General features: G+C 63.0%; 22 protein-coding genes. 14 read left to right on the forward strand and 8 right to left on the reverse strand.

Annotation, left to right across the window (positions count from 1 at the left end; all coding sequences use genetic code 11):
* Positions 1-180: 180 nt before the first annotated feature.
* On the forward strand, positions 181-1,071 hold the full coding sequence (locus CAL18_RS16165) for a DMT family transporter (protein WP_094797422.1): 891 nt from the start codon (positions 181-183) through the stop codon (positions 1,069-1,071).
* On the opposite strand, the gene CAL18_RS16170 is transcribed toward CAL18_RS16165, so the two are convergent.
* The gene (locus tag CAL18_RS16170) at positions 1,051-2,034 is read right to left on the reverse strand and encodes a LysR family transcriptional regulator (protein WP_249276338.1); all 984 of its coding nucleotides are present in this window, start codon (positions 2,032-2,034) and stop codon (positions 1,051-1,053) included. The genes CAL18_RS16165 and CAL18_RS16170 overlap by 21 nt on opposite strands.
* A gap of 733 nt (positions 2,035-2,767) precedes the next feature.
* Here CAL18_RS16170 and CAL18_RS16175 point away from each other — a divergent pair.
* From CAL18_RS16175 to CAL18_RS16190, 5 genes are all read left to right on the forward strand, one after another.
* Positions 2,768-3,532: an SDR family oxidoreductase gene (locus CAL18_RS16175; protein ID WP_249278426.1), complete on the forward strand. Its 765-nt coding sequence runs from the start codon at positions 2,768-2,770 to the stop codon at positions 3,530-3,532.
* A 96-nt stretch (positions 3,533-3,628) separates the two neighbouring features.
* Positions 3,629-4,540: a LysR family transcriptional regulator gene (locus CAL18_RS16180; RefSeq protein ID WP_094818319.1), complete on the forward strand. Its 912-nt coding sequence runs from the start codon at positions 3,629-3,631 to the stop codon at positions 4,538-4,540.
* A gap of 472 nt (positions 4,541-5,012) precedes the next feature.
* Complete coding sequence (locus CAL18_RS16185) at positions 5,013-6,704, forward strand: sodium:solute symporter family protein (RefSeq protein WP_026641425.1); 1,692 nt, start codon at positions 5,013-5,015, stop codon at positions 6,702-6,704.
* Between the two features lie 15 nt (positions 6,705-6,719).
* On the forward strand, positions 6,720-6,839 hold the full coding sequence (locus CAL18_RS19780) for a putative transporter small subunit (RefSeq protein WP_212589910.1): 120 nt from the start codon (positions 6,720-6,722) through the stop codon (positions 6,837-6,839).
* Positions 6,840-6,906: 67 nt separating this feature from the next.
* Complete coding sequence (locus CAL18_RS16190) at positions 6,907-7,878, forward strand: Bug family tripartite tricarboxylate transporter substrate binding protein (protein WP_026641424.1); 972 nt, start codon at positions 6,907-6,909, stop codon at positions 7,876-7,878.
* 44 nt (positions 7,879-7,922) lie between these two features.
* On the opposite strand, the gene CAL18_RS16195 is transcribed toward CAL18_RS16190, so the two are convergent.
* On the reverse strand, positions 7,923-8,558 hold the full coding sequence (locus CAL18_RS16195; RefSeq protein WP_094818320.1) for an XRE family transcriptional regulator: 636 nt from the start codon (positions 8,556-8,558) through the stop codon (positions 7,923-7,925).
* Positions 8,559-8,838: 280 nt separating this feature from the next.
* On the opposite strand from CAL18_RS16195, the gene CAL18_RS16200 reads away from it, so the two are divergent.
* From CAL18_RS16200 to CAL18_RS16225, 6 genes are all read left to right on the forward strand, one after another.
* Entirely contained in the window at positions 8,839-9,624 is a 786-nt protein-coding gene (locus CAL18_RS16200; RefSeq protein ID WP_026641423.1) for an aldolase, read from the forward strand.
* 135 nt (positions 9,625-9,759) lie between these two features.
* Positions 9,760-10,479 carry an SDR family NAD(P)-dependent oxidoreductase gene (locus CAL18_RS16205; protein ID WP_026641422.1) on the forward strand — a complete coding sequence of 240 codons (720 nt, stop codon included), beginning with the start codon at positions 9,760-9,762 and terminating at the stop codon, positions 10,477-10,479.
* A gap of 80 nt (positions 10,480-10,559) precedes the next feature.
* Positions 10,560-11,552, forward strand: a complete 993-nt coding sequence (locus CAL18_RS16210) for a TRAP transporter substrate-binding protein (protein WP_094818321.1) — start codon at positions 10,560-10,562, stop codon at positions 11,550-11,552.
* 25 nt (positions 11,553-11,577) lie between these two features.
* Positions 11,578-12,078 carry a TRAP transporter small permease gene (locus CAL18_RS16215; protein WP_094818322.1) on the forward strand — a complete coding sequence of 167 codons (501 nt, stop codon included), beginning with the start codon at positions 11,578-11,580 and terminating at the stop codon, positions 12,076-12,078.
* Positions 12,079-12,080: 2 nt separating this feature from the next.
* Complete coding sequence (locus CAL18_RS16220) at positions 12,081-13,367, forward strand: TRAP transporter large permease (protein WP_094818323.1); 1,287 nt, start codon at positions 12,081-12,083, stop codon at positions 13,365-13,367.
* Between the two features lie 96 nt (positions 13,368-13,463).
* Positions 13,464-14,372, forward strand: a complete 909-nt coding sequence (locus CAL18_RS16225; protein WP_094797426.1) for a LysR family transcriptional regulator — start codon at positions 13,464-13,466, stop codon at positions 14,370-14,372.
* Here the strand turns inward: CAL18_RS16225 and CAL18_RS16230 are convergent.
* Genes CAL18_RS16230 through CAL18_RS16255 form a run of 6 tightly spaced genes read right to left on the reverse strand, consistent with a single transcriptional unit; the run spans position 14,362 to position 19,276 of the window.
* Entirely contained in the window at positions 14,362-15,084 is a 723-nt protein-coding gene (locus CAL18_RS16230) for an amino acid ABC transporter ATP-binding protein (RefSeq protein ID WP_026641417.1), read from the reverse strand. The genes CAL18_RS16225 and CAL18_RS16230 overlap by 11 nt on opposite strands.
* Before the next feature lie 12 nt (positions 15,085-15,096).
* Positions 15,097-15,789 carry an amino acid ABC transporter permease gene (locus tag CAL18_RS16235; protein ID WP_026641416.1) on the reverse strand — a complete coding sequence of 231 codons (693 nt, stop codon included), beginning with the start codon at positions 15,787-15,789 and terminating at the stop codon, positions 15,097-15,099.
* 6 nt (positions 15,790-15,795) lie between these two features.
* Positions 15,796-16,500: an amino acid ABC transporter permease gene (locus CAL18_RS16240; RefSeq protein WP_026641415.1), complete on the reverse strand. Its 705-nt coding sequence runs from the start codon at positions 16,498-16,500 to the stop codon at positions 15,796-15,798.
* A 23-nt stretch (positions 16,501-16,523) separates the two neighbouring features.
* A complete protein-coding gene (locus CAL18_RS16245; protein ID WP_094818324.1) occupies positions 16,524-17,354 on the reverse strand; it encodes an ABC transporter substrate-binding protein in 831 nt (276 codons plus the stop codon).
* 18 nt (positions 17,355-17,372) lie between these two features.
* On the reverse strand, positions 17,373-18,602 hold the full coding sequence (locus CAL18_RS16250; RefSeq protein WP_094818325.1) for an aminotransferase class I/II-fold pyridoxal phosphate-dependent enzyme: 1,230 nt from the start codon (positions 18,600-18,602) through the stop codon (positions 17,373-17,375).
* 8 nt (positions 18,603-18,610) lie between these two features.
* A complete protein-coding gene (locus tag CAL18_RS16255; protein ID WP_094797428.1) occupies positions 18,611-19,276 on the reverse strand; it encodes an RraA family protein in 666 nt (221 codons plus the stop codon).
* 346 nt (positions 19,277-19,622) lie between these two features.
* Here CAL18_RS16255 and CAL18_RS16260 point away from each other — a divergent pair, with 346 nt between their 5' ends.
* Both CAL18_RS16260 and CAL18_RS16265 read left to right on the forward strand, forming a co-directional pair.
* A complete protein-coding gene (locus CAL18_RS16260; RefSeq protein WP_094818326.1) occupies positions 19,623-20,180 on the forward strand; it encodes a sigma-70 family RNA polymerase sigma factor in 558 nt (185 codons plus the stop codon).
* 1 nt (position 20,181) lies between these two features.
* On the forward strand, positions 20,182-21,234 hold the full coding sequence (locus CAL18_RS16265; RefSeq protein WP_094797429.1) for a FecR domain-containing protein: 1,053 nt from the start codon (positions 20,182-20,184) through the stop codon (positions 21,232-21,234).
* Positions 21,235-21,310 lie beyond the last annotated feature (76 nt).

Consider the following 21,310-nt stretch of genomic DNA (forward strand, 5'->3'; position numbering starts at 1 on the left):
TTTGTCTCCATAAGCCATTTTTTGTTGGCGCTATGTTGGCCTGCGGCAAGCAAGCCGGCAAGGCACGCGACGTAACAACACCTGTTCCATTTGGAATAAGGCAGGCGTGGGCCGCGGTGGGATAATCCTGGCAAAAATCATATTGCCGCTGCCGCACGACGGCCGGAAACGAGGAGACAAATGGCCAACCCTGGCATGCATCCGGTTACCCAAGCCGCCGCCTGGATGGGCGGCGCGCTGGTCGCACTGGCCGCCATGGCGGTCGCATCGCGCGAACTGGCCGCCCACCTGAGCATCTTCCAGATACTGTTCTTTCGCAGCGCATGCGGGCTGCTGGTGGTCAGCCTGATTCTGTGGCGCGCCGGATGGGGCCAGGTGCGCACCCGGCGGCTGCGCGGCCACCTGGTGCGCAACGCCAGCCATTTCTGCGCCCAGTACGGCTGGGTGTACGGCATGGTCTATATACCGATGGCGGCCGTCATCGCCATCGAGTTCACGGCCCCGGTGTGGACCATTCTTCTGGCCGCCGTCATAGTCAATGAAAGAATCACGCCGCCGCGCATGGTGTCGGTGGCGCTGGGCCTGGCCGGTGTATGGCTGATCGTGCAGCCCGCGGGCGCGCCCGTTCATCCCGCCGCGCTGGCGGTGCTGGCCAGTTCGGTTGCCTTTGCCCTGACGTATGTCATGACCAAGAAGCTGACGCCGACCGAAACCCCGCTGTGCATCCTGTTCTACATGAGCGCGGTGCAGCTGGCGCTTGCGGCCGTGCCGTCGGCGTTCGACTGGCGCCCCATTCCGCTGCAGGCAATACACTGGATCGTCGTAGTGGGGCTGGCCTCGCTGGTGACCCACTACTGCCTGGCGCGCGCCATGAAGCTGGCCGACGCCACCATCGTCGTGCCGCTGGACTTCCTGCGGCTGCCTTTCATCGCCATGATAGGGGCGCTGCTGTACGGAGAATCCGTAAGGATGTCGCTGTTTGCCGGCGCAGCGCTGATACTGGCCGGCAACCTGTATAGCGTGGCGGCCGAAAAGCGCCGCTCGCGCAGCCTACAGGGCAGCGGATCGTAGTTCGGTATCCGCGGGCGCCTGGCTGCCCGACAGGCACGACTTCAGGAACTCGAGGCCCGCCTGGATCTTGAGCGACCCCGCCGCCCGGTTCGGCAGCACCGCGTACACGGCCCGGTTGCGGGGCACGAAATCGGCCAGCACTTCGACCAGCCGGCCAGTGCGCAGGTCGGCATCCAGCAGCCAGCGGGGCGCCATCATGATGCCTATGCCTTCCAGGCATGCGTAGCGCACCGCCTCGCCGTTATCGGCAAGCAGGTTGCCCTTGACGCTTACATGCGTGATCTCGCCGTTTTGCCACACGGGCCACCGCGACGTCATGGTCAGGCCCTTGGTGATCAGGCAATTGTGGTTGATCAGGTCGGAAGGCACTTGCGGGGTGCCATGGCGTTCCAGATATTCGGGCGAAGCACAGAAGGCGCGCACATAGGGCGCGAGCTTCACCGCCACCAGCCCGGCGTCGATGGAGTCGGCGATGCGCACCGCGATGTCCATGCGCGCTTCATAGAGATCGACCTTCTCCATGGAAAAGTTGATCTCGACGGAAAGCTGGGGATAGGTCTTCAACAGGCGGGGAATCTGCGGGGCGATGAAGGCGCGGCCCAGCATGGCCGGCACCGTCAGGCGCAGGCAGCCGCTGGGCGTGTGCTGCATGCCGGCCAGGGCCTCGGCAGCGTGGTCCAGTTCGATCAGTGCCCGCATGCAATGGGCATACAGGCGTTCGCCTGCTTCGGTGACGACCAGGCGACGGGTATCGCGGTTGAGCAACCGCTGCCCGACTTCAGCTTCCAGCGTGGCGATGCGCTTGCTTACCATGGCGGGCGTCACATCGATGCGCCGCGCCACTTCAGAAAAGCTGCCGATTTCTACCGTGCGCACGAAGATGCGCAAGGTGGTCAGGTCTTTGAAAATCGCCGAGTGCATGATCTGCGACTCTGAAAATTTTGCCGATCCACTAGTCGTCATGGGGCTCTCCATGCATACCCGCCATCACAGCCCCTGCGGCAATCGCGCCCAGGAAGCTGGCCCGCCATCATAGTACGGCCCGCGCCGCCACCCCGTGCTGCGATGCCGCGAGGCGGTGCCGAGGCGAGTCGGAGGCGGGGTCAGAGACGTGTCAGAGGCGGTGTCCAGGTGGGGCCAGAGACGAGTCAGAGGCGGTGTCCAGGTGGGGCCAGAGACGAGTCAGAGGCGGTGTCAGACACCTTCGGAGTCAGACACCGCAGCGCCGGCATACCGCAGCCCTGCACCAACCTCTCCAGGTGTCTGACTCCGAAAGGTGTCAGACACCCCACCGCACCAACCACACCATTCATGGGTCAGACACCCCATGCAACCCCAAACACTTCATTCAAGGTGTCTGACTCCAAAAGGTGTCAGACACCCACCGCGCCACCCACGCCATTCATCAGAGGCGGTGTCAGACACCTTCGGAGTCAGACACCGCAGCGCCGGTATACCGCAGCACCGCACCAACCTCTCCAGGTGTCTGACTCCGAAAGGTGTCAGACACCCCACCGCGCCAACCACACCCTTCATGGCGTCAGACACCTACGCAACACCTAACACGCCCCGATTATTAACGATTTTTGAATTCTCCAGCCGATTTCAGCCCATTTATTCAATATACCCAAACGATCATCATGACTCCATCGCACCAAATTCCTCGGCGCACCGATACCCACTTCGACGGAGCTCAATGATGACCAAGCCCATTACCCCAGTTTCTACCCCCGCCGTACGCACGGCGATTGTTACGGGCGCCTCGCGCGGCATAGGCAGGGCGATCGCCATGCGCCTGGCCCAGGACGGCTATCGAGTGGTGGTGAACTACTCGGGCAACCAGGCCAGCGCGGCCGACGTGGTGGCCGACATCCGGGCGGCAGGCGGACAGGCGGTGGCCGTGCAGGCCGATGTCTCGAACGGCGATGACGTGCGGCGGCTGTTCCGGCAAGCCCACGGTGCCCTTGGCGCAATCGACGCCATCGTGCACAGCGCCGGCGTCATGTCGCTGGCGCCGATATCGCCCGACCACGTCGACGTATTCGACCGGATGGTCAACACGAACCTGCGCGGCGCCTTCCTGGTGCTGGCCCAGGCAGCGCAGGAACTGACGCAAGGCGGCCGCATCATCGCGATATCCACCAGCGTCATTGCCAAGGCCTTTCCCAACTACGGCGCCTATATCGCATCGAAGGCCGGCGTCGAGGGGCTGGTGCACGTGCTGGCCAACGAACTGCGCGGCCGCGGCATTACGGTAAACGCCGTGGCGCCTGGCCCGGTAGCCACCGAGCTTTTCATGGAAGGCAAGAGCCAGGCGCAGATCGCGGAGCTTTCCAACATGGTGCCTTTGCAACGGCTGGGCACTCCGCTAGACATCGCCAACGCCGTGTCGTTCCTGGCAGGCCCCGACGGCGGCTGGATCAACGGACAAGTATTGCGTGCCAATGGCGGCTTTGCCTGACGGCGCGCCCGCCGATCGGGCCTTTCTGCCCATTGACCGCCAACCGCGGCATCGGGTGCAATTGGCTTTCGCCCATTTACGCGACGACTGACACCTATGGACCGCTTCGCCGCCTTGCAGTTATTCAACCGCATTGTTGAGTTGGGCAGCTTCACCGAAGCAGCCGAAGTGCTGGACATCCCGCGCGCGACGGCCACGCATGCGATCAAGCAACTGGAAAGCCGCCTGGGCGTCAGGCTGCTCGACCGCACCACGCGCCAGGTCAGGCCTACCCTGGACGGCCAGGCCTTCTACGAACGCAGCAAGCGTGTGCTGGCCGAACTGGAAGACGCCGAAACGTCGCTCAGCACGCACGTGGCCAACCCGCACGGCACGCTGCGGCTGGACGTGCATGGCGCGCATGCCACTGCGATTATTCTGCCGCACATCACCGAATTCCGGGAACGCTATCCGAACATCGACGTGGTGCTCAGCAGCGGCGACCGGCTGGTCGACCTGGTAAAAGAAGGCGTCGATTGCGTGGTGCGCGCCGGCCACCCGCGCGATTCATCGCTGGTGGTCAGGAAGCTGGCCAGCATGCCGGAAATCATCTGCGCCAGCCCGGCGTACCTTGAACGCTACGGCACGCCGCAGCACCCCGTCGAACTCGAAGCGCATCATGGCATCGGATTCTTTACGCGCGGCAACGACAACCGCTATCCGTTCACCGTGATCATCGATGGCAAAGTTACCGAATTCGAATCCAGCGGCTGGATAAAGGTCAGCGATGCCGACTGCTACACCAGCGCCGCGCTGGCGGGCTGCGGCCTGATACAGGTGCCGCGCTTCCGCCTTGAAGAACACCTGAATGCGGGTCGGCTGGTGCAAGTTTTGCAGGCATGGCGTTGCCCCGACATGCCCGTGTCTGTGCTGTATCCATCGCACCGGCAACTGTCGCCCCGCGTGCGTGTTTTTATAGACTGGGCGCGCGAACTGTATGCCCAGAAATTCGGCGCGCCCGACCATTGATGCCCACATGAAAGCGGCCCACGCAACTGGCCGGCGGGTGGACAGGACTGCTCTATGTCCCTATACTTACGCATCTTTACAGGCGTTCCAGGCTGCACAAGCCAATCGGGGCGCCTATCAACAGGCCGCGTACAGCGGCCCGGCATTTTGCTGAAACACATCAAGCCGGCCTACTTGGGCCGCGCAACAATATAGCCGGCTCACCAGGCTGGCTCAGCGCTTACCGACACCGGGGCCAATCTCCAGGACTCCACCCGTGGGGTAGCGATGCACCTTTGTGTGCGATTTTTTTATGCTGCGTGCGCGGCCGTCGATCCGGCTCGTCCGCACATATTGCTCGCGCGTACCGTTCGTACGAGCCGTGTTTCAGCGCGCCAATGGGGTAGTTGCCACCCATCGCGTAGCGCGAAATGGCATGGGCGCATAGCACCCGCCTGACGGCGAGTCGCTGCAAAGGAGCAAGGACCACCTAATGCAGGATACGCAGTTTTTTCAGTTGTCCGCCTCTACGGCAATCTTGTTATTGATAGGGTTCTACGGCCTGACTTTCCTGATGTCGCTATGCATCGGCAAACGCCAGGAAAGCGTAGATGGCTACATGACGTCGAACAATGCGGTCGGCTTCGGCCTGTCGGCCGCCAGCATGATCGCTACCTGGATCTGGGCGGCATCGTTCTACGCCAGCGCCACTTCCGGGTTCAAGTACGGCTTGTCCGGCCCCATCCATTACGGCTTGTGGGGCGCGCTGATGATTCTGTTTATCTACCCGTTCGGCCGGCGCTTCCGTGCGCTTGCCCCCAAGGCCCATACGCTGGCCGAGATCATGCACGCCCGCCACGGCGCATCCAGCCAGATGATCATGGCGATCTCCAATATCGTGGGCAGCTGCATCAGCCTGATGGTGAACTTCACTGCGGCCGGCGCGCTGGTATCCATCCTGAGCCCGCTGACGTTTATCCAGGGTGTGCTGATCGCCGGACTGGGGGTGTTGTCGTATTCATTCTGGTCGGGGTTCCGCGCATCGGTGATGACGGACTTCGCGCAACTGGTGGCGATGATCCTGTCGGCCGTGGTCATTATTCCGCTGATCTTCTTCAACGCGGGCGGCACTGACGTCATCACGTCCAACATGTGGCGGCTGTCGCCCGAGCAGGCAAGCTTTTATTCGCCGCAAGCGATCCTGGAACAGGGCGCCCCTTACTTCGTGGCGGTGCTGGCGTATGCGATCGGCAACCAGACCATTGCGCAGCGGCTTTTCGCGGTGCGCGAGGACCTGATCAAACCCACCTTTCTGACCGCCACGATAGGCTACGGCGCGGTGGTGATCGGCCTGGGCATGCTGGGCCTGCTGGCCTTGTTCGTGGGCCTGCAGCCGGCCGACGGCAACATGAACAACATCATCCCGCAAATGGCCTCGGCATATCTGCCGCCGGTGGGCATTGCGCTGTTCTTCATACTGGTGATCGGCTCGCTTTCGTCTACGGCCGACTCCGACCTTGCCGCGCTTTCGGCCATTGTAATGACGGACATCTATGCGAAGAACCTGGCGCGCAATCGCCCGGATCCGCGCCGCATGCTGTGGTGGGGCCGCGCCACCATGGTGGTGGCGACCATGGCCGGCGTCATCTTCGCCAGCCTGCGGCTGGACATCCTGGTCATGCTGGTGTTCGTCGGCGCGCTGTGGGGCGCCATCGTGTTCCCCGTCATCGCCAGCTTCTTCTGGGACCGCGTGGACAACCGCGCGTTCGTATGGTCGGTGCTGTCCGCGGTCGTGCTGTTTACCATCGTGCGTTTCGAACTGGTGCCCATTGAAGGCGCAATCGCGGTGTTCTATGAGATCTGCGCCGGCATAGGCGCTGGCGTGGTGCTGGGCTTGATGGCGTTCGGGTTCTTCGGCCGCCGCGTCGCGCTGGTGGTGGGCGTACTGGCCGCCGCCGTGGCGACGCCCTTCTTCCTGGGCTTCCTGCGCGACTACATCGTGTTGACCGGGTCGCTGACCGCGTACGGCGTCAGCGCAGCGGTATGCACGGCGCTCAGCCTGCGCAGCCGTGAGCGCTTCGATTTCAGCGTGCTGGCAGACCGCGTGACCTCGTTCCAGGAGGACGATGACGGCCAGCCTGACGCCATCTCGCCGCGCCCCGCCCCCCAACCGGCGCAAGCCTGAGCAAAGGAGACCTCTATGTTGACGCTATACATACTGATCTGGCCCGTGATCTCGGCCGCCATCCTGGCCCTGCTGGTCGTGGCCCTGTGGCGCGACCTGCGACGCGCCCGGAAAAACGGCGAATCCATGGTCTGAAGCCGCGGGCGGCGCAGTCCGGCCTGTCGCTACAATGCCGCCCGTCACTTCACTCCATAGGTGCGTTATGTCTTATCGATTCAAGCGCCTGGCCGCCATCGCAGCCGGCGTTCTCATTACCGCAGCCGGCGCCGCGCAAGCGGCCTACCCCGACAGGCCGGTCAACATGATCGTGCCCTTTCCTCCCGGACAGGCCACCGACATCTTCGCCCGTATGCTGGCCGAACGTCTTGCCAAAGACATCGGCCAACCCGTGGTCGTCGAAAACAAGGCGGGCGCGGGCAGCAACATCGGCATGCAGTACGTAGCGCGCTCGGCTCCGGACGGCTACACGCTGGTCGTGGGCGGCAGCGCCGCCGCGGTCAACCAGACGCTCTACAGCAATCCGGGTTATTCGCTGCGCAACGACTTCACACCGGTAGGCGGCATCTTTACCGTGCCGCTGGTGTTCCTGGCCACGCCCGCCAGCGGCATCACGTCGCTGCAGCAGCTTATTGAGCAAGCCAAGGCGCGCCCGGACGAACTGGCCTATGCCAGCGCCGGCATAGGCGGCACGCAGCACCTGTCGGCCGAGATGTTCAAGGCCGACGCCAACGTCGAACTGCGCCACATCCCCTACAAGGGCAGCGGCCCGGCGCAGGCGGACTTCCTGGGCAACCACGTGCCCCTGATGGTGGACTCGGTTACCGCCGCCCTGCCCCACGTGCAATCGAAGGCGGCGGTGCCCCTGGCCGTAACCACGCGCGAACGCGTGCCGCAACTGGCGCAAGTGCCCACGGTGGCCGAATCGGGCCTGCCGGGCTTCGAGGCCGTAGGCTGGGCCATGGTGTTCGCCCCCGCAAAAACACCTGCGGACGTCGTGAACTACCTGAACGAGCGGATCAACGCCATTCTCCGGTCGCCCGAGATGTCGCGCGCGCTGGCCGAACGCGGCGGCCAGCCGCTTATCTACCAGCCGGAAGAAGGTCGCCGCTTCGTGCAAACCGAAGTCGACAAGTGGGGCAAGGCGGTCAAGCGCTCTGGCGCCACCGTCGATTGAGCGGCAGCGGGCCCGCGCATTGCGGGCCCTGACCCTAGGGTGACTTATGAGCGCGGGCGGCTTTTCGCGCCGCTTCGCGCGCCGGCCAACTCGTCCGGACGCGCGGCGCGGCCAGGCCTGGCGGGCTTGGACTCGCGCCGCTTCTGCGGCGTTTTACGCGGCGATATCACAATCAATACCTTTGCATCCGCGCCGCTGAGCGACGATATTTTGTGCGGCACCGTGGAATCGAAGTGCGCACAGTCTCCTGTCTCGAGCACTTCCTTGCGTTTGACCAGTTGCAGCTCGACCCGCCCAGCCAGCACGTAGACCAGTTCTTCGCCATCGTGATGGCCGGTGGGATTGGCTGGCGATCGGGCATCGTCCGGGTGGATCACGAAGGCCAGCATATTCCAGCGTGGCGAGGCGCCCGCCACCAATTGCAAGGCGCCCGTGGCGTTGCCCCCGCGTGCTAACGGATCACGGATGACTGACACCGAATCCGTCGGCTCATCGGTGTCGAACAGAGACTCGATGGGAACATCCAGCGCCCGCGATATGCGCAACGCCGAACTGATGGACGGCGTCGAGATCCCGCGCTCGATCTTGGACAGATAGCTGCGCGTGAGATTCGTCTGGGCGGCGAGTTCTTCCAGCGTCAATCCCGACTGGACTCTCAGCACCCGTAGCGTTGCGGACATCGCCCTATCTCCATTTTTTTGATAACCAACTTCGGCCGGGCACGGCGGCGGCTGCCCACTGGCGCGCCGGGTAAGTACTTTCCCGAAGTATGGCGAAATACCCACATGTCCTGTAGGACACTTGTGTCATACTGGATTCACGGCACACAAACTATCACGTTTCTACCGAGAAGTGTGCCGGAACTGGATTTTACGTGTATTGCCCGTGCGCACGGCCCGACTGCCGGGCCGCGCCTGCGCGCGCCGGCGGTACGTCCGGCAAGGCAGCAAAGGAGCTTCAATGGCCACGACTTTCGCGGAAAACAAAGAACAACTGCTCAAGCAGGCAGAGGAAAAACTCCTGGCGTCGTTCGACGACCAGGACGAATACACGATTCAGCAAAAAATCGCCCTTACCTGCCGGGTGTTGCATGAACACGGCCACGGCTCGGGCGTGGCCGGCCAGATTACCGCCAGGGGCCCCGAACCGGGCACCTACTACACGCAACGTTTCGGCCTGGCCTTCGACGAAATCAAGGCCAGCAATCTGCTGTTGGTCAACGAAGACCTCGACGTGCTGCAGGGCAAAGGCATGCCCAACCCGGCCAATCGCTTTCATTCCTGGGTTTACCGTGCCCGGCCGGACGCTCAGTGCATTATCCACACGCATGCCATGTATACGGCGGCGCTCAGCCAGCTTGAACAGCCGCTGGTTATCTCGCATATGGACAACTGCCTGCTGTACGAAGATGTGGAATTCGTCGGCGCCTGGCCAGGAGTGCCGTTCGGCAACGAAGACGGCGACATGATCTCCCAAGCGCTCAATGGCAAGCGGGCCCTGCTGATGGCGCACCACGGACTGCTGGTGGCAGGCGGATCGGTAGAGGAAGCCTGCATGCTGGCAGTGACGTTCGAACGAGCCGCCCGCCTGCAGTTGATGAGCATGGCGGCCGGCGAGATCAAGCCCATCGACCCCCAGAAAGGCCGGCAGGCGCACGATTGGCTGATCAAGCCCAAGCACACCAAGGTAGCGTTCTTCAACATGGCGCGCCGCGTCCTGGACAGGCACCCCGACTGCTTCGAATAATCGTCGCCCCGCACACGGGGAAAACGCTTATGTCTTATATGACACAAATGTCATAGGATCAACACGAACTTCCAGCCGCCCCTCAACAGACCTCAAGTGTCATGGGCGGGCGGATCATGATGACGGAGCAGGGCAATGACATATCAATCCGATCTATTCGCCGGCAAGCGGGTATTGGTCACGGGCGGCACGCGCGGCATAGGCGCAGCCGTGGCCGATCGCATGGCCGGCCTGGGCGCCCGCGTGCTGGCGACCGCGCGCAGCACGGCTGACGCGGAAGTCAGCGACAAGGTGGAAGTCGCTGTCATGGACGTCAGCCGCGCCAGCGACGTCGATAGCGTCCTGGCGAGCCTGGACAGGCTCGACGTGGTCGTGAACTGCGCCGGCGCCATCCAGCGCGGCAAAGAGCACGAGATCGATTCATTCGAACACGTGGTTGGCATCAACCTGACCGGCACAATGCGCGTTTGCTCGGCCGCTCGCCCGCTGTTGGCAAAAACAGGCGGTGTGATCGTGAACATGGCGTCGATGCTCAGCTACTTCGGCGGCCCGCTGGTGCCTGCCTATTCGGCCAGCAAGGGCGCGGTGGCGCAATTGACCAAGTCGCTTGCCATTGCCTACGCGGCCGAGGGTATCCGAGTCAACGCGATCGCGCCGGGGTGGATCGCCACGAAGTTCACCCAGGGTGTGCAAGATGATCCGGCGCGCAATCGGGCCATTCTGGAGCGTACGCCCATGGGCCGGTGGGGCACCCCCGATGACATCGCGACGGTGGCGGTGTTTCTGTGCACCGAGGCGGCGGGCTTTATTACAGGCGCCATCATCCCGGTAGATGGCGGGTATCTGGCAGTCTGAACACATGCAACAGCCCTGTCAGGGGGTTACCTGACTTACTGCATAACGACAGCACAACAAAAAATTGCCTGGAGAGAGTAATGAAGATTTCCCGTCGCAGCATGCTTTCGGTTGTAATGTCTGGCGCGTTCGCCGTGGGTATGGCGATGCTGCCCGCGCAAGCCGCCACGACCCTGAAGCTGGCCGAAACCCTGCCGATTGGCTACCCCACCACTGAAGCGCTGACCGAGATGTCGGATCTGCTCGGCGCAAAGACCAATGGCGAGCTCAAGATACAAGTGTATGCGGGCGGCCAGCTCGGCAACGAAAAGGAAACCATCGAACAAACCCAGCTTGGCGCGATCCAGCTCAGCCGCGTAAACGCGCTGGTGCTGGCGTCGATCGTGGACGAGCTGAACGTACTGGCCCTGCCCTACTTGTTCAAGGATCAGGCGCATCTCGAACGATTGATCGAGAGCCCGCTTGGCGACCAGTTGCTCGATCGCATTACCGATCAGCCCAATTCGCGTCTGGTTGCGCTTACATGGATCGGCGCGGGCGCGCGCAGCATGCTGACCACCAAGAAGCAGGTAGAAACTGCACAAGACCTGCAAGGCCAGAAGATCCGTGTCATTCCCAACCCCATTCTGTCTGACGCGATTGAAGCCATGGGCGCCGCCGGCGTGCCGCTGGGTTTTGGCGATGTGTTCGCAGGCATGCAGACGGGTATGCTGGACGGCGCAGAAGGCGCGGCGCCCACGCTGGTGGCGGCCTCGTTTCACCGGGTAGCCAAGCATTATTCACTGACCGAACACCTGATCGTTCCCGACGTGCTGGTCATGTCGCGACGCGCCTGGGACAAGCTTACCCCGCAGCAGCAGCAAGCCGTAAAACAAAGCGCGAAAGAAGCAGAAAAGCGCCAACGCGAACTGTGGAAGGCGGCCGACGGGCAAGCGCTGCAGGACATGCGCGCGGCGGGCGTGGAAGTGATTGAATTCCAGGGCAAGGATGTGCTGCGCGAGAAAACCGCGCCGGTGCGCGAGAAGTATGGCGCGAAGCACCAAGACCTGATCCTGGCTATCGAAGCCATCTGAGCCCACGGCCGCCCGGGTTACGCAAATGCAGAAGCTTGCTTGCTGGGCCAGGAGCATCTCGATGTTCCTGGCCGCGATTTCACTGGCGTTGATTGCCATACTGATACCGGTGGGCGTGGCAGCGCGGTATGGGCTGAACGCCCCCATAGGGTGGATAGAGCCGGTGGCGGCGATCCTGCTGGTGGCGTTTACCTTCCTGTCGGCGGCCGTCACGATGGCAGACCGGCTGCATGTGTGCGTCAACACCTTCACCAACATGCTGCCTGCGCGGCTGCGCATTATCAACGCCAACGTCGTGCACGTCCTGCTGCTTGCACTGCTGGTGGCAATGGCCGTGGCCAGTTGGGAACTCGTCCAGTCCACGCTGGGCCAGAGCCTGCCCGAAGTGCCGGCCCTGCCCGCGGCGGTCGTGTACGCGGTAGTGCCGCTGGGCTTCGGCCTGATGGCGCTGATGGTGCTGGCCAACCTGCTGGCGCAGCGGCTCGAAGAAAACTCACAAGACAAAGCGGATCTGCAACTGGACTGACCATGACCACATACGTTCTGCTATTGGTGTTTGCGGCACTGCTGGTCATGGGCATGCCGGTGGCCTTCGCAATGGGTGCGGCAGCGGCTGCCGCCGCGTATGTAAGCGATATCCCGTTTGCCGCGCTGGTGATCAAGCTGGTGGACGGCACCAACCAGGTGCCGATGCTGGCCATACCATTGTTCATTCTTGCCGGCGCCATCATGGCCGAAGGCGGCATGGCGCGCCGGCTGGTAGACCTGGCCAAGGCGTTGCTTGGATCGCTGAAAGGCGGCCTGAGCCTGGTCAATGTATGCGCGTCGACACTGTTTGGCTGCATATCGGGCTCGACAGTGGCAGATACCGCGTCGATTGGCTCGGTAATGATTCCGCAAATGGAAAAGAACGGCTATCCGCGCACCTTTGCCACCAACATCACCATGACCGGCTCGCTGCAGGCCACCATCCTGCCGCCTTCACATAATTTTGTGATCTATTCACTGGCAGCCGGCGGCATGGTGTCGGTGCCCGCCTTGTTCCTGGCCGGCATCCTGCCCGGCCTGCTGCTGGGCCTGTGCCTGGCAGCGCTATGCCTGTACTACGCCTACCGGCATAACTTTCCTCGCGGCGAGGCCACAGGCCTGCGGCTGATCCGCGCCCGCTTCATCGACGCGGGATGGGGGCTGATCACGGTCGTCATCATCACCGGCGGCATCCTGTCCGGCGTGTTCACCGCCACCGAGTCCGCGGGTGTGGCGTGCGTGTACGCGCTGGCCGTGACCATGTTCGTGTACCGGGACTACCGCTGGAAAGACCTGCCCAAGCTGCTGACGGGCGTGGTTCGCACCTGCGGCATCATCATGATCATGATGGCCACCGCATCGGCCTTCGGCTACATGATGGCACTGGAACGCGTGCCGCAGCAGATCGCTGAGTTGTTCCTCGCGTATTCCAGCAACGTCACCGTGTTCCTGATCCTGGCCAACATCGCCTTGCTGGTGCTGGGCATCTTCATGGAACTGACGCCCATGCTGCTGATCTGCGTGCCGGTGTTTATGCCCATCATCATGGAGCTGGGTATCGACCCCGTGCATTTCGGCGTCATCATGGTGTTGAACCTGGCCATCGGGCTGGTGACGCCACCTGTTGGGGCCACGCTGTTTGCGGGCATTGCGGTGGGACGCGTCACCATGGAACAGATCACGCGCACGATATGGCCGTTTTACGTGGCCATGCTGATATGTCTGTTACTGGTGACGTATGTCCCTGCCCTGAGCTTGTGGCTGCCGGCGCTGGCGGGCGCACTGTAAAGCCACGGGCAACCCGGGCGGCGCCGATCAGCGCCGCCCCGCCTGCCACACAGGGCGGGGCTACAATTTGCCCCAACCACGGCTACCGGCGTTGCCATGCTGACCTTCAAGCAAATCGAGGCGCTTTATTGGGTAGTGCAGCTGGGCGGCTTCGCCAATGCGGCCGAACGCCTCAATACCACCCAGTCGGCCATTACCAAGCGCATCCAGGAACTGGAAACCAGTTTCAACATCCAGATCTTCGATCGCAGCGGCCAGAAGGCCACGCTGACGCGCACCGGCGAAGACTTGCTGGAACTGGCTGCCGACCTGCTCGCGCGGCGCGACCAGATGCTGTTGAAGATGAAGGGGTTCAAGCCCTTTACGGGCTCGCTGCGCCTGGGCATTACCGAAATTACCGCCATGACGTGGCTGCCCCAGTTGATGCAGGCCTTGCGCGCGGCGTTTCCCGAACTGGCGGTGCAGCTGAAGATCGGCATGGCGTGGAACCTGCAGCAGAACCTGCTGAGCGGCCAGCTGGACATGGCCATTCTGCACTGGGAAATCCGTAACCCCCACCTGGAAAGCGAGCCGCTTGCGCAGGTGGACTTCGGCTGGGCAGGCAGCCCGGCGCTGATTTCGCCGGCCAAGGTCTACACGCCGGAAGACATATCCCGCATGAACGTCATCAGGCAGGACCCGGATTCGGCCCTGAATGTTATCTATGACGAATGGCTGGCGCCCTACACGGCGCAGACAAACCTGTTCACCATCAACAGCCTGCAGGCCATGGTGGGCCTGACGGTGGCCGGCCTGGGCGTGGCCTGTATTCCGCTGGGGTACTTTTCAGACCTGTTCAAGAGCCGCAAGCTGGTGCAGGTGCGCACCACCAAGCCGCTGCCTACGTCTATGTACTGCGCCATGTACGCCCGGCAATCCAATCCGATGTTCTATCGGGAAATCGCGCGCATCGCGCGCGACGTATGCGACTTTACCCGCCCCTATGGCGGCGGGCTCAGTGTCTGATGTCGGCCAGGAACTTGCGCGCCCGTTCGGTTTGCGGCTGCGCGAAGAACTGCGCGGGCGGCGCCTGCTCGACCAGGCGTCCGGCGTCCATGAACCACACAGAGTCGGCCACGTCCCGGGCAAAGTTCATTTCGTGCGTGACGCAAACCATGGTCATGCCTTCGGCCGCCAGTGACTTCATCACCAGCAGCACCTCGTTGACCATTTCGGGATCCAGCGCGCTGGTGGGCTCGTCAAAAAGCATGATGCGCGGCTTCATGGCCAGCGCGCGCGCAATGGCCACGCGCTGCTGCTGGCCGCCCGACAGTTCGCCCGGATAGGCGTCGGCCTTGTGCGCCAGGCCCACGCGCTCGAGCAGGGCCTCGGCATGCTGTCGCGCCTGGCTCTTGCCCATGCGTTTGAGCAGCACCGGCGCCATCATCAGGTTTTCGCGCACGTTCATGTGCGGGAACAGGTTGAACGACTGAAACACAAAGCCTATATGGCTGCGCATTTCATCGAGCGACCCACAGCGGTAAACATCCACCCCGTCGACCAGGATGCTGCCTTTCTGGATGGGTTCAAGCCGGTTGATGGTGCGGATCAACGTCGACTTGCCCGACCCGGACGGCCCGCACACCACCAGGACTTCGCCCTGTCGCACGCTGGCGTTGATATCGTCGAGGGCGAGGTAATCGCCATACCATTTACTGACGTTCTTGAATTCGATCATGTTAGACAAAGCCTAGGCAGCCACGGTGCGCTTTCCGCCCATGCGGGCCTCAACGAGCTTGACGATGCCGGTAAGAATCAGGTTGAGCACGAAGTAGGTCAGCGCCAGCAGCGCAAACACTTCGAACGGCTTGGTCAGCAGCATATTGTTTACCTGCGCCGCGGCGAACGTGAGTTCGTGCACGCTGATCACAAAGCCCAGCGATGTTTCCTTCACCGTCGAGATGAACTGGCTGAGCATGCTGGGAATGGTGTTGTACAAGGCCTGCGGCAGCACGATCTTGCGCATGGCCTGCATGTGCGACAGGCCCAGCGAGCGTCCCGCTTCCATCTGGCCGGCCGGCAGCGCCTGGATGCCGCTGCGGATGATCTCGGCCAGGTAGGCGCCTTCGTAGATGATCAGCGCGGCGGCCATGGTGACCACGCCGCTGACGGAATTGCCTATCAGCAGCGGAAGGAAGAAGTACGCCCAGAAGATGAACATGATGAGCGGCAACCCGCGCACCAGGTACACCACGGCCGTGGCCGGCCAATAAAACACCTTGAGCGAGCTGATGCGCCCCAGCGCCAGCAGCACGCCCAGCGGAAACGCCAGCGCCAGGCTCACGAGCGCCAGGCCCACTGTTGCCACCAGGCCGCCCATGGGGCCATGGGGCCACTGGCCCACCAGCAGCAACAGCCAGTTATCAGAAAGTATTTCCAGCATGACGGCCTACCGGGTCCTGGCCACGTACGCGACCCGCTTGGATAAATGGGCGCCGCCGGCCATCAGCAGCAGCGAAATTGCCAGGTACAGCACCGTCACGACGAAATAGATCTCGAAAGTCTTGAATGTGGCGGATTCGATCTCGCGCCCCGCCCCGGTGAGTTCGATCAGGCCGATGGCCATGGCCAGGCTGGTGTTCTTGAACAGCAGCAGCGTCTGGTTGGTAAGCGGCGGAATCGATATCTTGAACGCCTGCGGCAGTATCACCTTGCGCATGGCCTGCAGATAGCCCAGCCCCAGGCTGCGCGCCGCTTCCATCTGGCCACGCGGAATGGCGCGTATGGCGCTGCGCAGATCTTCGCTGACATACGCCGCGGTAACCAGGCCGATGGCAACCGATGAGTAGAAGAATTCTCCGCCCACCAGGTTGATGACATCGTTGATGGCCGGCGGCACGATGGACGCCACGCCGAAATACCACAGCAAAATGTGCACCAGCATGGGAACATTGCGGTGAAACGCCACGTATACCGCGATGGCATAGTTCAGCACGCGTATGTTCAGCATGCGCAGCACCGCAAGGGCGCTGCCCAGGCCGAAGGCCAGCAGCCAGGCGAACAAGGTCATCTGAAGGGTGGTGACCAGCCCTCCAAGAATCAGCGACGGGTAGCCGTTACTCAGTAACGCACCGAAATCCAATGTGTAGTTCATAAGCAGCTACCCGCCCCGCCGGCTCAACCCTTGATTTCTTCGACCTTGAACACGCGCTTGGTCGGGAACTTGGTATCCGGACCGAACCAGCGTTCGAAGATCGCCTGCATCTTGCCCGATGCTTCAAGGTCGGCCAGCACCTTGTTCACTTCGGTGCGCAGGCCGTCTTCACCCTTGGCCATGCCGATGCCCCAGGGTTCGACGAACAGCGGGTCTTCGATGATCTCGAGCTTGACGGGCGACTGCTCGGCGTCTTGCTTGAACTTCAACAGCATCAGCTCAGACCCCACGAAACCCGACACCTTCTTCTGCTGCAGCGCCATGAACGCGGTGGGCGGGTCCTTGAACGTCACCGTGGTCACATCGGGAATCAGGCGCTTGGCGCCGGCCTCGGACGACGAGCCCGATACGGCGCTGACGCGCTTGCCGGCCAGGTCGCCGTTGGTCTTCAGGGCGTCGGCATCGTCGCGGCGGATCAGGATTTTCTGCGGGCTGACGTAGTGCTGGTAGCTGTAGTCGATCTGCTTGGCGCGGTCGGGGCTCCAGCCCAGGTTGGCCGCCACCACGTCGACGCGCCCGCCGGCCAGTTCGGGAATACGGGCCGCCACGGCGATCATCTTGACGTCCAGCTTCACGCCCAGGTGATCGGCGATCTCTTTGCACAGGTCGACTTCATACCCCACGACCTGGCGGGTGGCCGGGTCCTGGAAGCTGAACGGCTCGGACGTGCCCAGCGTGCCGCACACCAGCGTGCCGCGCGCCTTGATATCGGACAGCGCATCGGCATGCGCAACGCCGGCCACGCCCAGGCAGGCCACCAATGGCAATGCCTTCAGAATTTTCTTGAAGTTCATGGTTTTCTCCTTGCGATGTTATTGAAGTTGGCCGCATGCCCACGACAGCTTTTCGCAGCCGACCCGTATGGTGTCCAGGTCGGTGGCAAAACTCATGCGCATATAGCCGGGGTTGCCATAAGCGGTGCCATCCAGCACGGCCACGCCTGCGGCGTCAAGCAGGTAATGCACGAAGTCCAGGTCGTTGGCGATGATCTTGCCCTGGGGGGTGCGCTTGCCCAGGAAGCCCTGGATATTGGGAAACACATAGAACGCGCCGGCCGGACTGGCGCACGACATCGATTCGATGCCATTGAGCAGCTCGACAATCAAGTCGCGCCGCTCTTTGTAGATGGCGACGGTGTCGGCCACGCATTGCTGGTCGGCCGTCAGCGCCGTGGCCGCCGCCACCTGGCAGATCTGGCTTGCGCACGAGGTCGACTGCGATATCAGCGTGGAAATCGCCTTGGCCAACCAGGCCGGCCCGGACGCGTAGCCCACGCGCCAACCGGTCATCGCATAGGCCTTCGATACGCCGTTGACCAACAGTACGCGTGGGGCCATTTCCGGCTTTACCGACAGCGCCGACACATAGCGGCCATCGTAGCAAAAGTGTTCGTAGATCTCGTCGACCATCAGCAGCACGTGCGGATGGCGCTCCAGCACCGCCAGCAATGCAGCCAGCTCGGATTCGGTGTACGTAGCGCCGGACGGATTGTTGGGCGCATTGAGCAACAGCCACTTCGTGCGCGGCGTAATGGCGGCTTCCAGCGCTTCGGGAGTCAGTTTGAAGTCCTGCGCCTCGCTCGTGGACACAATGACCGGCTGCCCCTCGTTGATCAGCACCATGTCGGGATACGACACCCAGTATGGCGTGGGGATGATCACTTCGTCGCCGGCGTCCAGCGTTGCCTGCAGGGCCGAGAAAATCAGTTGCTTGGCGCCCGTGCCCACCACCAGCTGGTCCAGGCCGAACGACAGGCCGTTTTCGCGCTGGTACTTCTGCTGCACGGCCTGCAGCAGTTCGCGAATGCCTGACGAAGATGTGTACTTCACATCGCCGCGCTCGATGGCGTCAATGCCCGCGCGGGCAATATGCGCGGGCGTGCGCAGGTCGGGCTCGCCTATGGTGAAGTCGATGATGGTCTGGCCTTCGGCGCGCAGGGCATCCACCTTGCGCTTGGCCGCCATGCTGGGCGAGGGCTTGATGGCGCTCATGCGCCGGGCCAGGAACCTGGCGGAATCTTGTTGCTCGGGTGTTGCGGTCATGATGTCTCTTACAGCAGGTTCTTCGCTTCCAGTACGGGGTGCAGCCAGCTCTGGCGTTCGGCGCCAGAGGCGATCTCGGCCATGATCCGTTCTTCCTTGGCCGCATGCTCGCGCGCCTTTTGCACCAGCGCGTCGGCCTGGCTGGCGGGGAAGGACACGATGCCGTCCTCATCACCCACAATGACGTCACCCGGCTGGATGACCTGCCCGCCGATGCTCACCGGCGCATTGACTTCGCCCGGGCCGTCCTTATAGGGGCCGCGGTGCACGTGCCCGCGCGCATAGCAGGGAAAGTCGTCGTTCTCGAATGCCGCCACGTCGCGAATGGCGCCGTCCACGATCAGGCCGGCGCAGCCGCGCTGCTGCAGGTACCGCTTCATGATCTCGCCCACGCAGGCGTTGGACAGCTCGCCGCCGGCATCCACGACCAGCACATGTCCGGGCTGGATCAGCGTCATGGCCTTGTAGATGAACAGGTTGTCGCCGGGGCGCGTCTTTACGGTCAGTGCGCTGCCCACCAGCTTGCCGCGGCGGTTATACCGGTTCAGGCCGACAACGCCCCGCTGCCGGTGCAGGTGGTCGCTCAGGTGCGGCGTGACGATAGACTGCAAAGCGGTGGCCAGTTCGGCACTGAGAACCGGCGGGGCGGGATGGATGGCGTATGAGTTCTGCATGGTTAGGCTCCTGAAGTGCCGATCATGCAAAAAACCCCCGCAAGCTAAAAGGGAATTAAAGTCCTTAAGTCTTATTCTTTTTAGGAATGTTACGTCGCCTTGTTCTGAAATACCTGGCGCGAGTTAGATTTTCATTCTATTAAACAAGAACTTACGATTCGGCATGCCGCTGCGCGCCCTGAACGGCGCACCGGCGCCCCATGCACCAAACGAGGGCAGACAAGGGTAAATCCCGATAAGTTGCAAGGTGCATATCGTGCGCAGCAAGGCGTTTGTCTTTTAAACAAAAACAATTTCCATTACCATCCAGACGTCCTCTCCGAAACCGCCATGGAGCGACCGGATCTTGACCGCCGCGCCCCCCCTATCGCCCCAGCCGTCGATCGACGCGCTCTACATCGATCACCACGCTTGGCTCAAGGCATGGTTGCAGCGCCGCCTGGGGAACGCCGCCGATGCGGCCGACCTGGCCCACGATGCTTTCTTGCGCCTTATTGTGAAACCCGCGTCCAGAGGCTTGGCCAGCGGACCAGAGGCGCGCGCGTATTTGCGCGCCATGGCGCAAGGCATGTGCATCAACCTTTGGCGCCGGCGCGAGATCGAGCAAGCCTGGCTCGACACGCTGGCTGCACAGCCTCCGAGCGTCGCACCTTCTGCCGAACGCCAGGCCGTCGTGCTGCAAGCCCTGCAGGAGATTGCCGCGCTGCTGCAAAGCCTGCCCGCAAAGGCCTCGCAGGCGTTCTTGTTGTCGGCCGTAGGCGGCATGACGGCGGCGGAAATCGGCAGCGAACTCGGTGTGTCATCGCGCATGGTGCGCAAGTACGTGGCGCAGGCCATGCTGCGCTGCATTCAGGCGCAGGCGGCCCACACCGCCGCCGGGCTGCGAGGCATGCCGCCCGACTGATATGGCCGATCCGCACGACATCCCCGCGCATCTGCGCCTGTCGGGAAGCGGCAACGATCACGCATCCCCGCCACACGAAGTCATGGAGCGAGCGGCGTCCTGGTACGCACTGTTGGTGTCTGGCGACGCGCGCCCCGCCGACTGGGAAGACTGGCAAGCGTGGCTCTCGGTCCATCCGTACCATCGCCAGGCATGGCAATATGTGGAGTCGGTCAGCCAGCAGGTGCTGTCGCCTCTGCACGGCGCAGCAGACGCGAAGCTGCTCGCCGCCAATGTCGGAAATGCACAGTCGCGGGCTCGCGCAAGGCGACGACTGCTGCTGGGCTTGGGCGTGACCGCCGGCGCCGGCATGCTGGGCTGGGCCGCCCGTCCGCAAGGGCCGCTGGAAGGTATCACGGCAACGCTGGGGGCAGACTACCGCAGCGGCATAGGTGACATCCGCGAATTCACCCTGCCCGACGGCTCCCGGGCGTGGCTCAACACCCGCACCGCCCTGGACGTTGCCATGGGCGGCGAGCTGCGCCGTCTGACATTGACGTATGGCGAAATATTGGTGGCCACGGCGCACGGTGATCCGCGGCCCTTCGTGGTGGACACGCCGCAAGGGCGGATGCAGGCCCTGGGCACCCGATACACCGTGCGCCGCGAGGCGGGGCAGACCTTCCTGGCCGTCTATGAAGGCGCGGTCGAAATCCGCACGGCGGGCCCCGGCGGCGCCCGCGTCGTCGCGGCCGGATGGCAGACCCGGTTCGATAGGGATCACATCGCAAGCCAGTCACCCGCCGACATTGCCCGCCAGGCCTGGGCGCGCGGCGAACTCATTGCGTCGGATTTGTCCGTAGCGCAGGTCGTCCAAGAACTGGGCCGCTACTACCCTGGCCACATCAGCCTGGCTGCCGACGTGGCGCAACGGCGCGTATTCGGCACGTTTCCGCTGCGCGACCTGGACGGCGCGCTGGCGATGCTGGCGCAAGCGGCGTCACTACATGTGCGACGGCCGCTGCCGTTCTGGATATCGGTCGCAGATCGCGCGGCTGCTTCGCCGCCCGAATGATTTTGCCCCTTTGAGTTCCGCTTTTCGCCCTTTCGATTGATTCATGGGTAGAGAAGGCCTCGTCGTCACTATCCGC

This window comes from Bordetella genomosp. 7 (assembly GCF_002261415.1).
In the GTDB taxonomy this organism is placed as follows: Bacteria; Pseudomonadota; Gammaproteobacteria; order Burkholderiales; family Burkholderiaceae_B; genus Bordetella_A.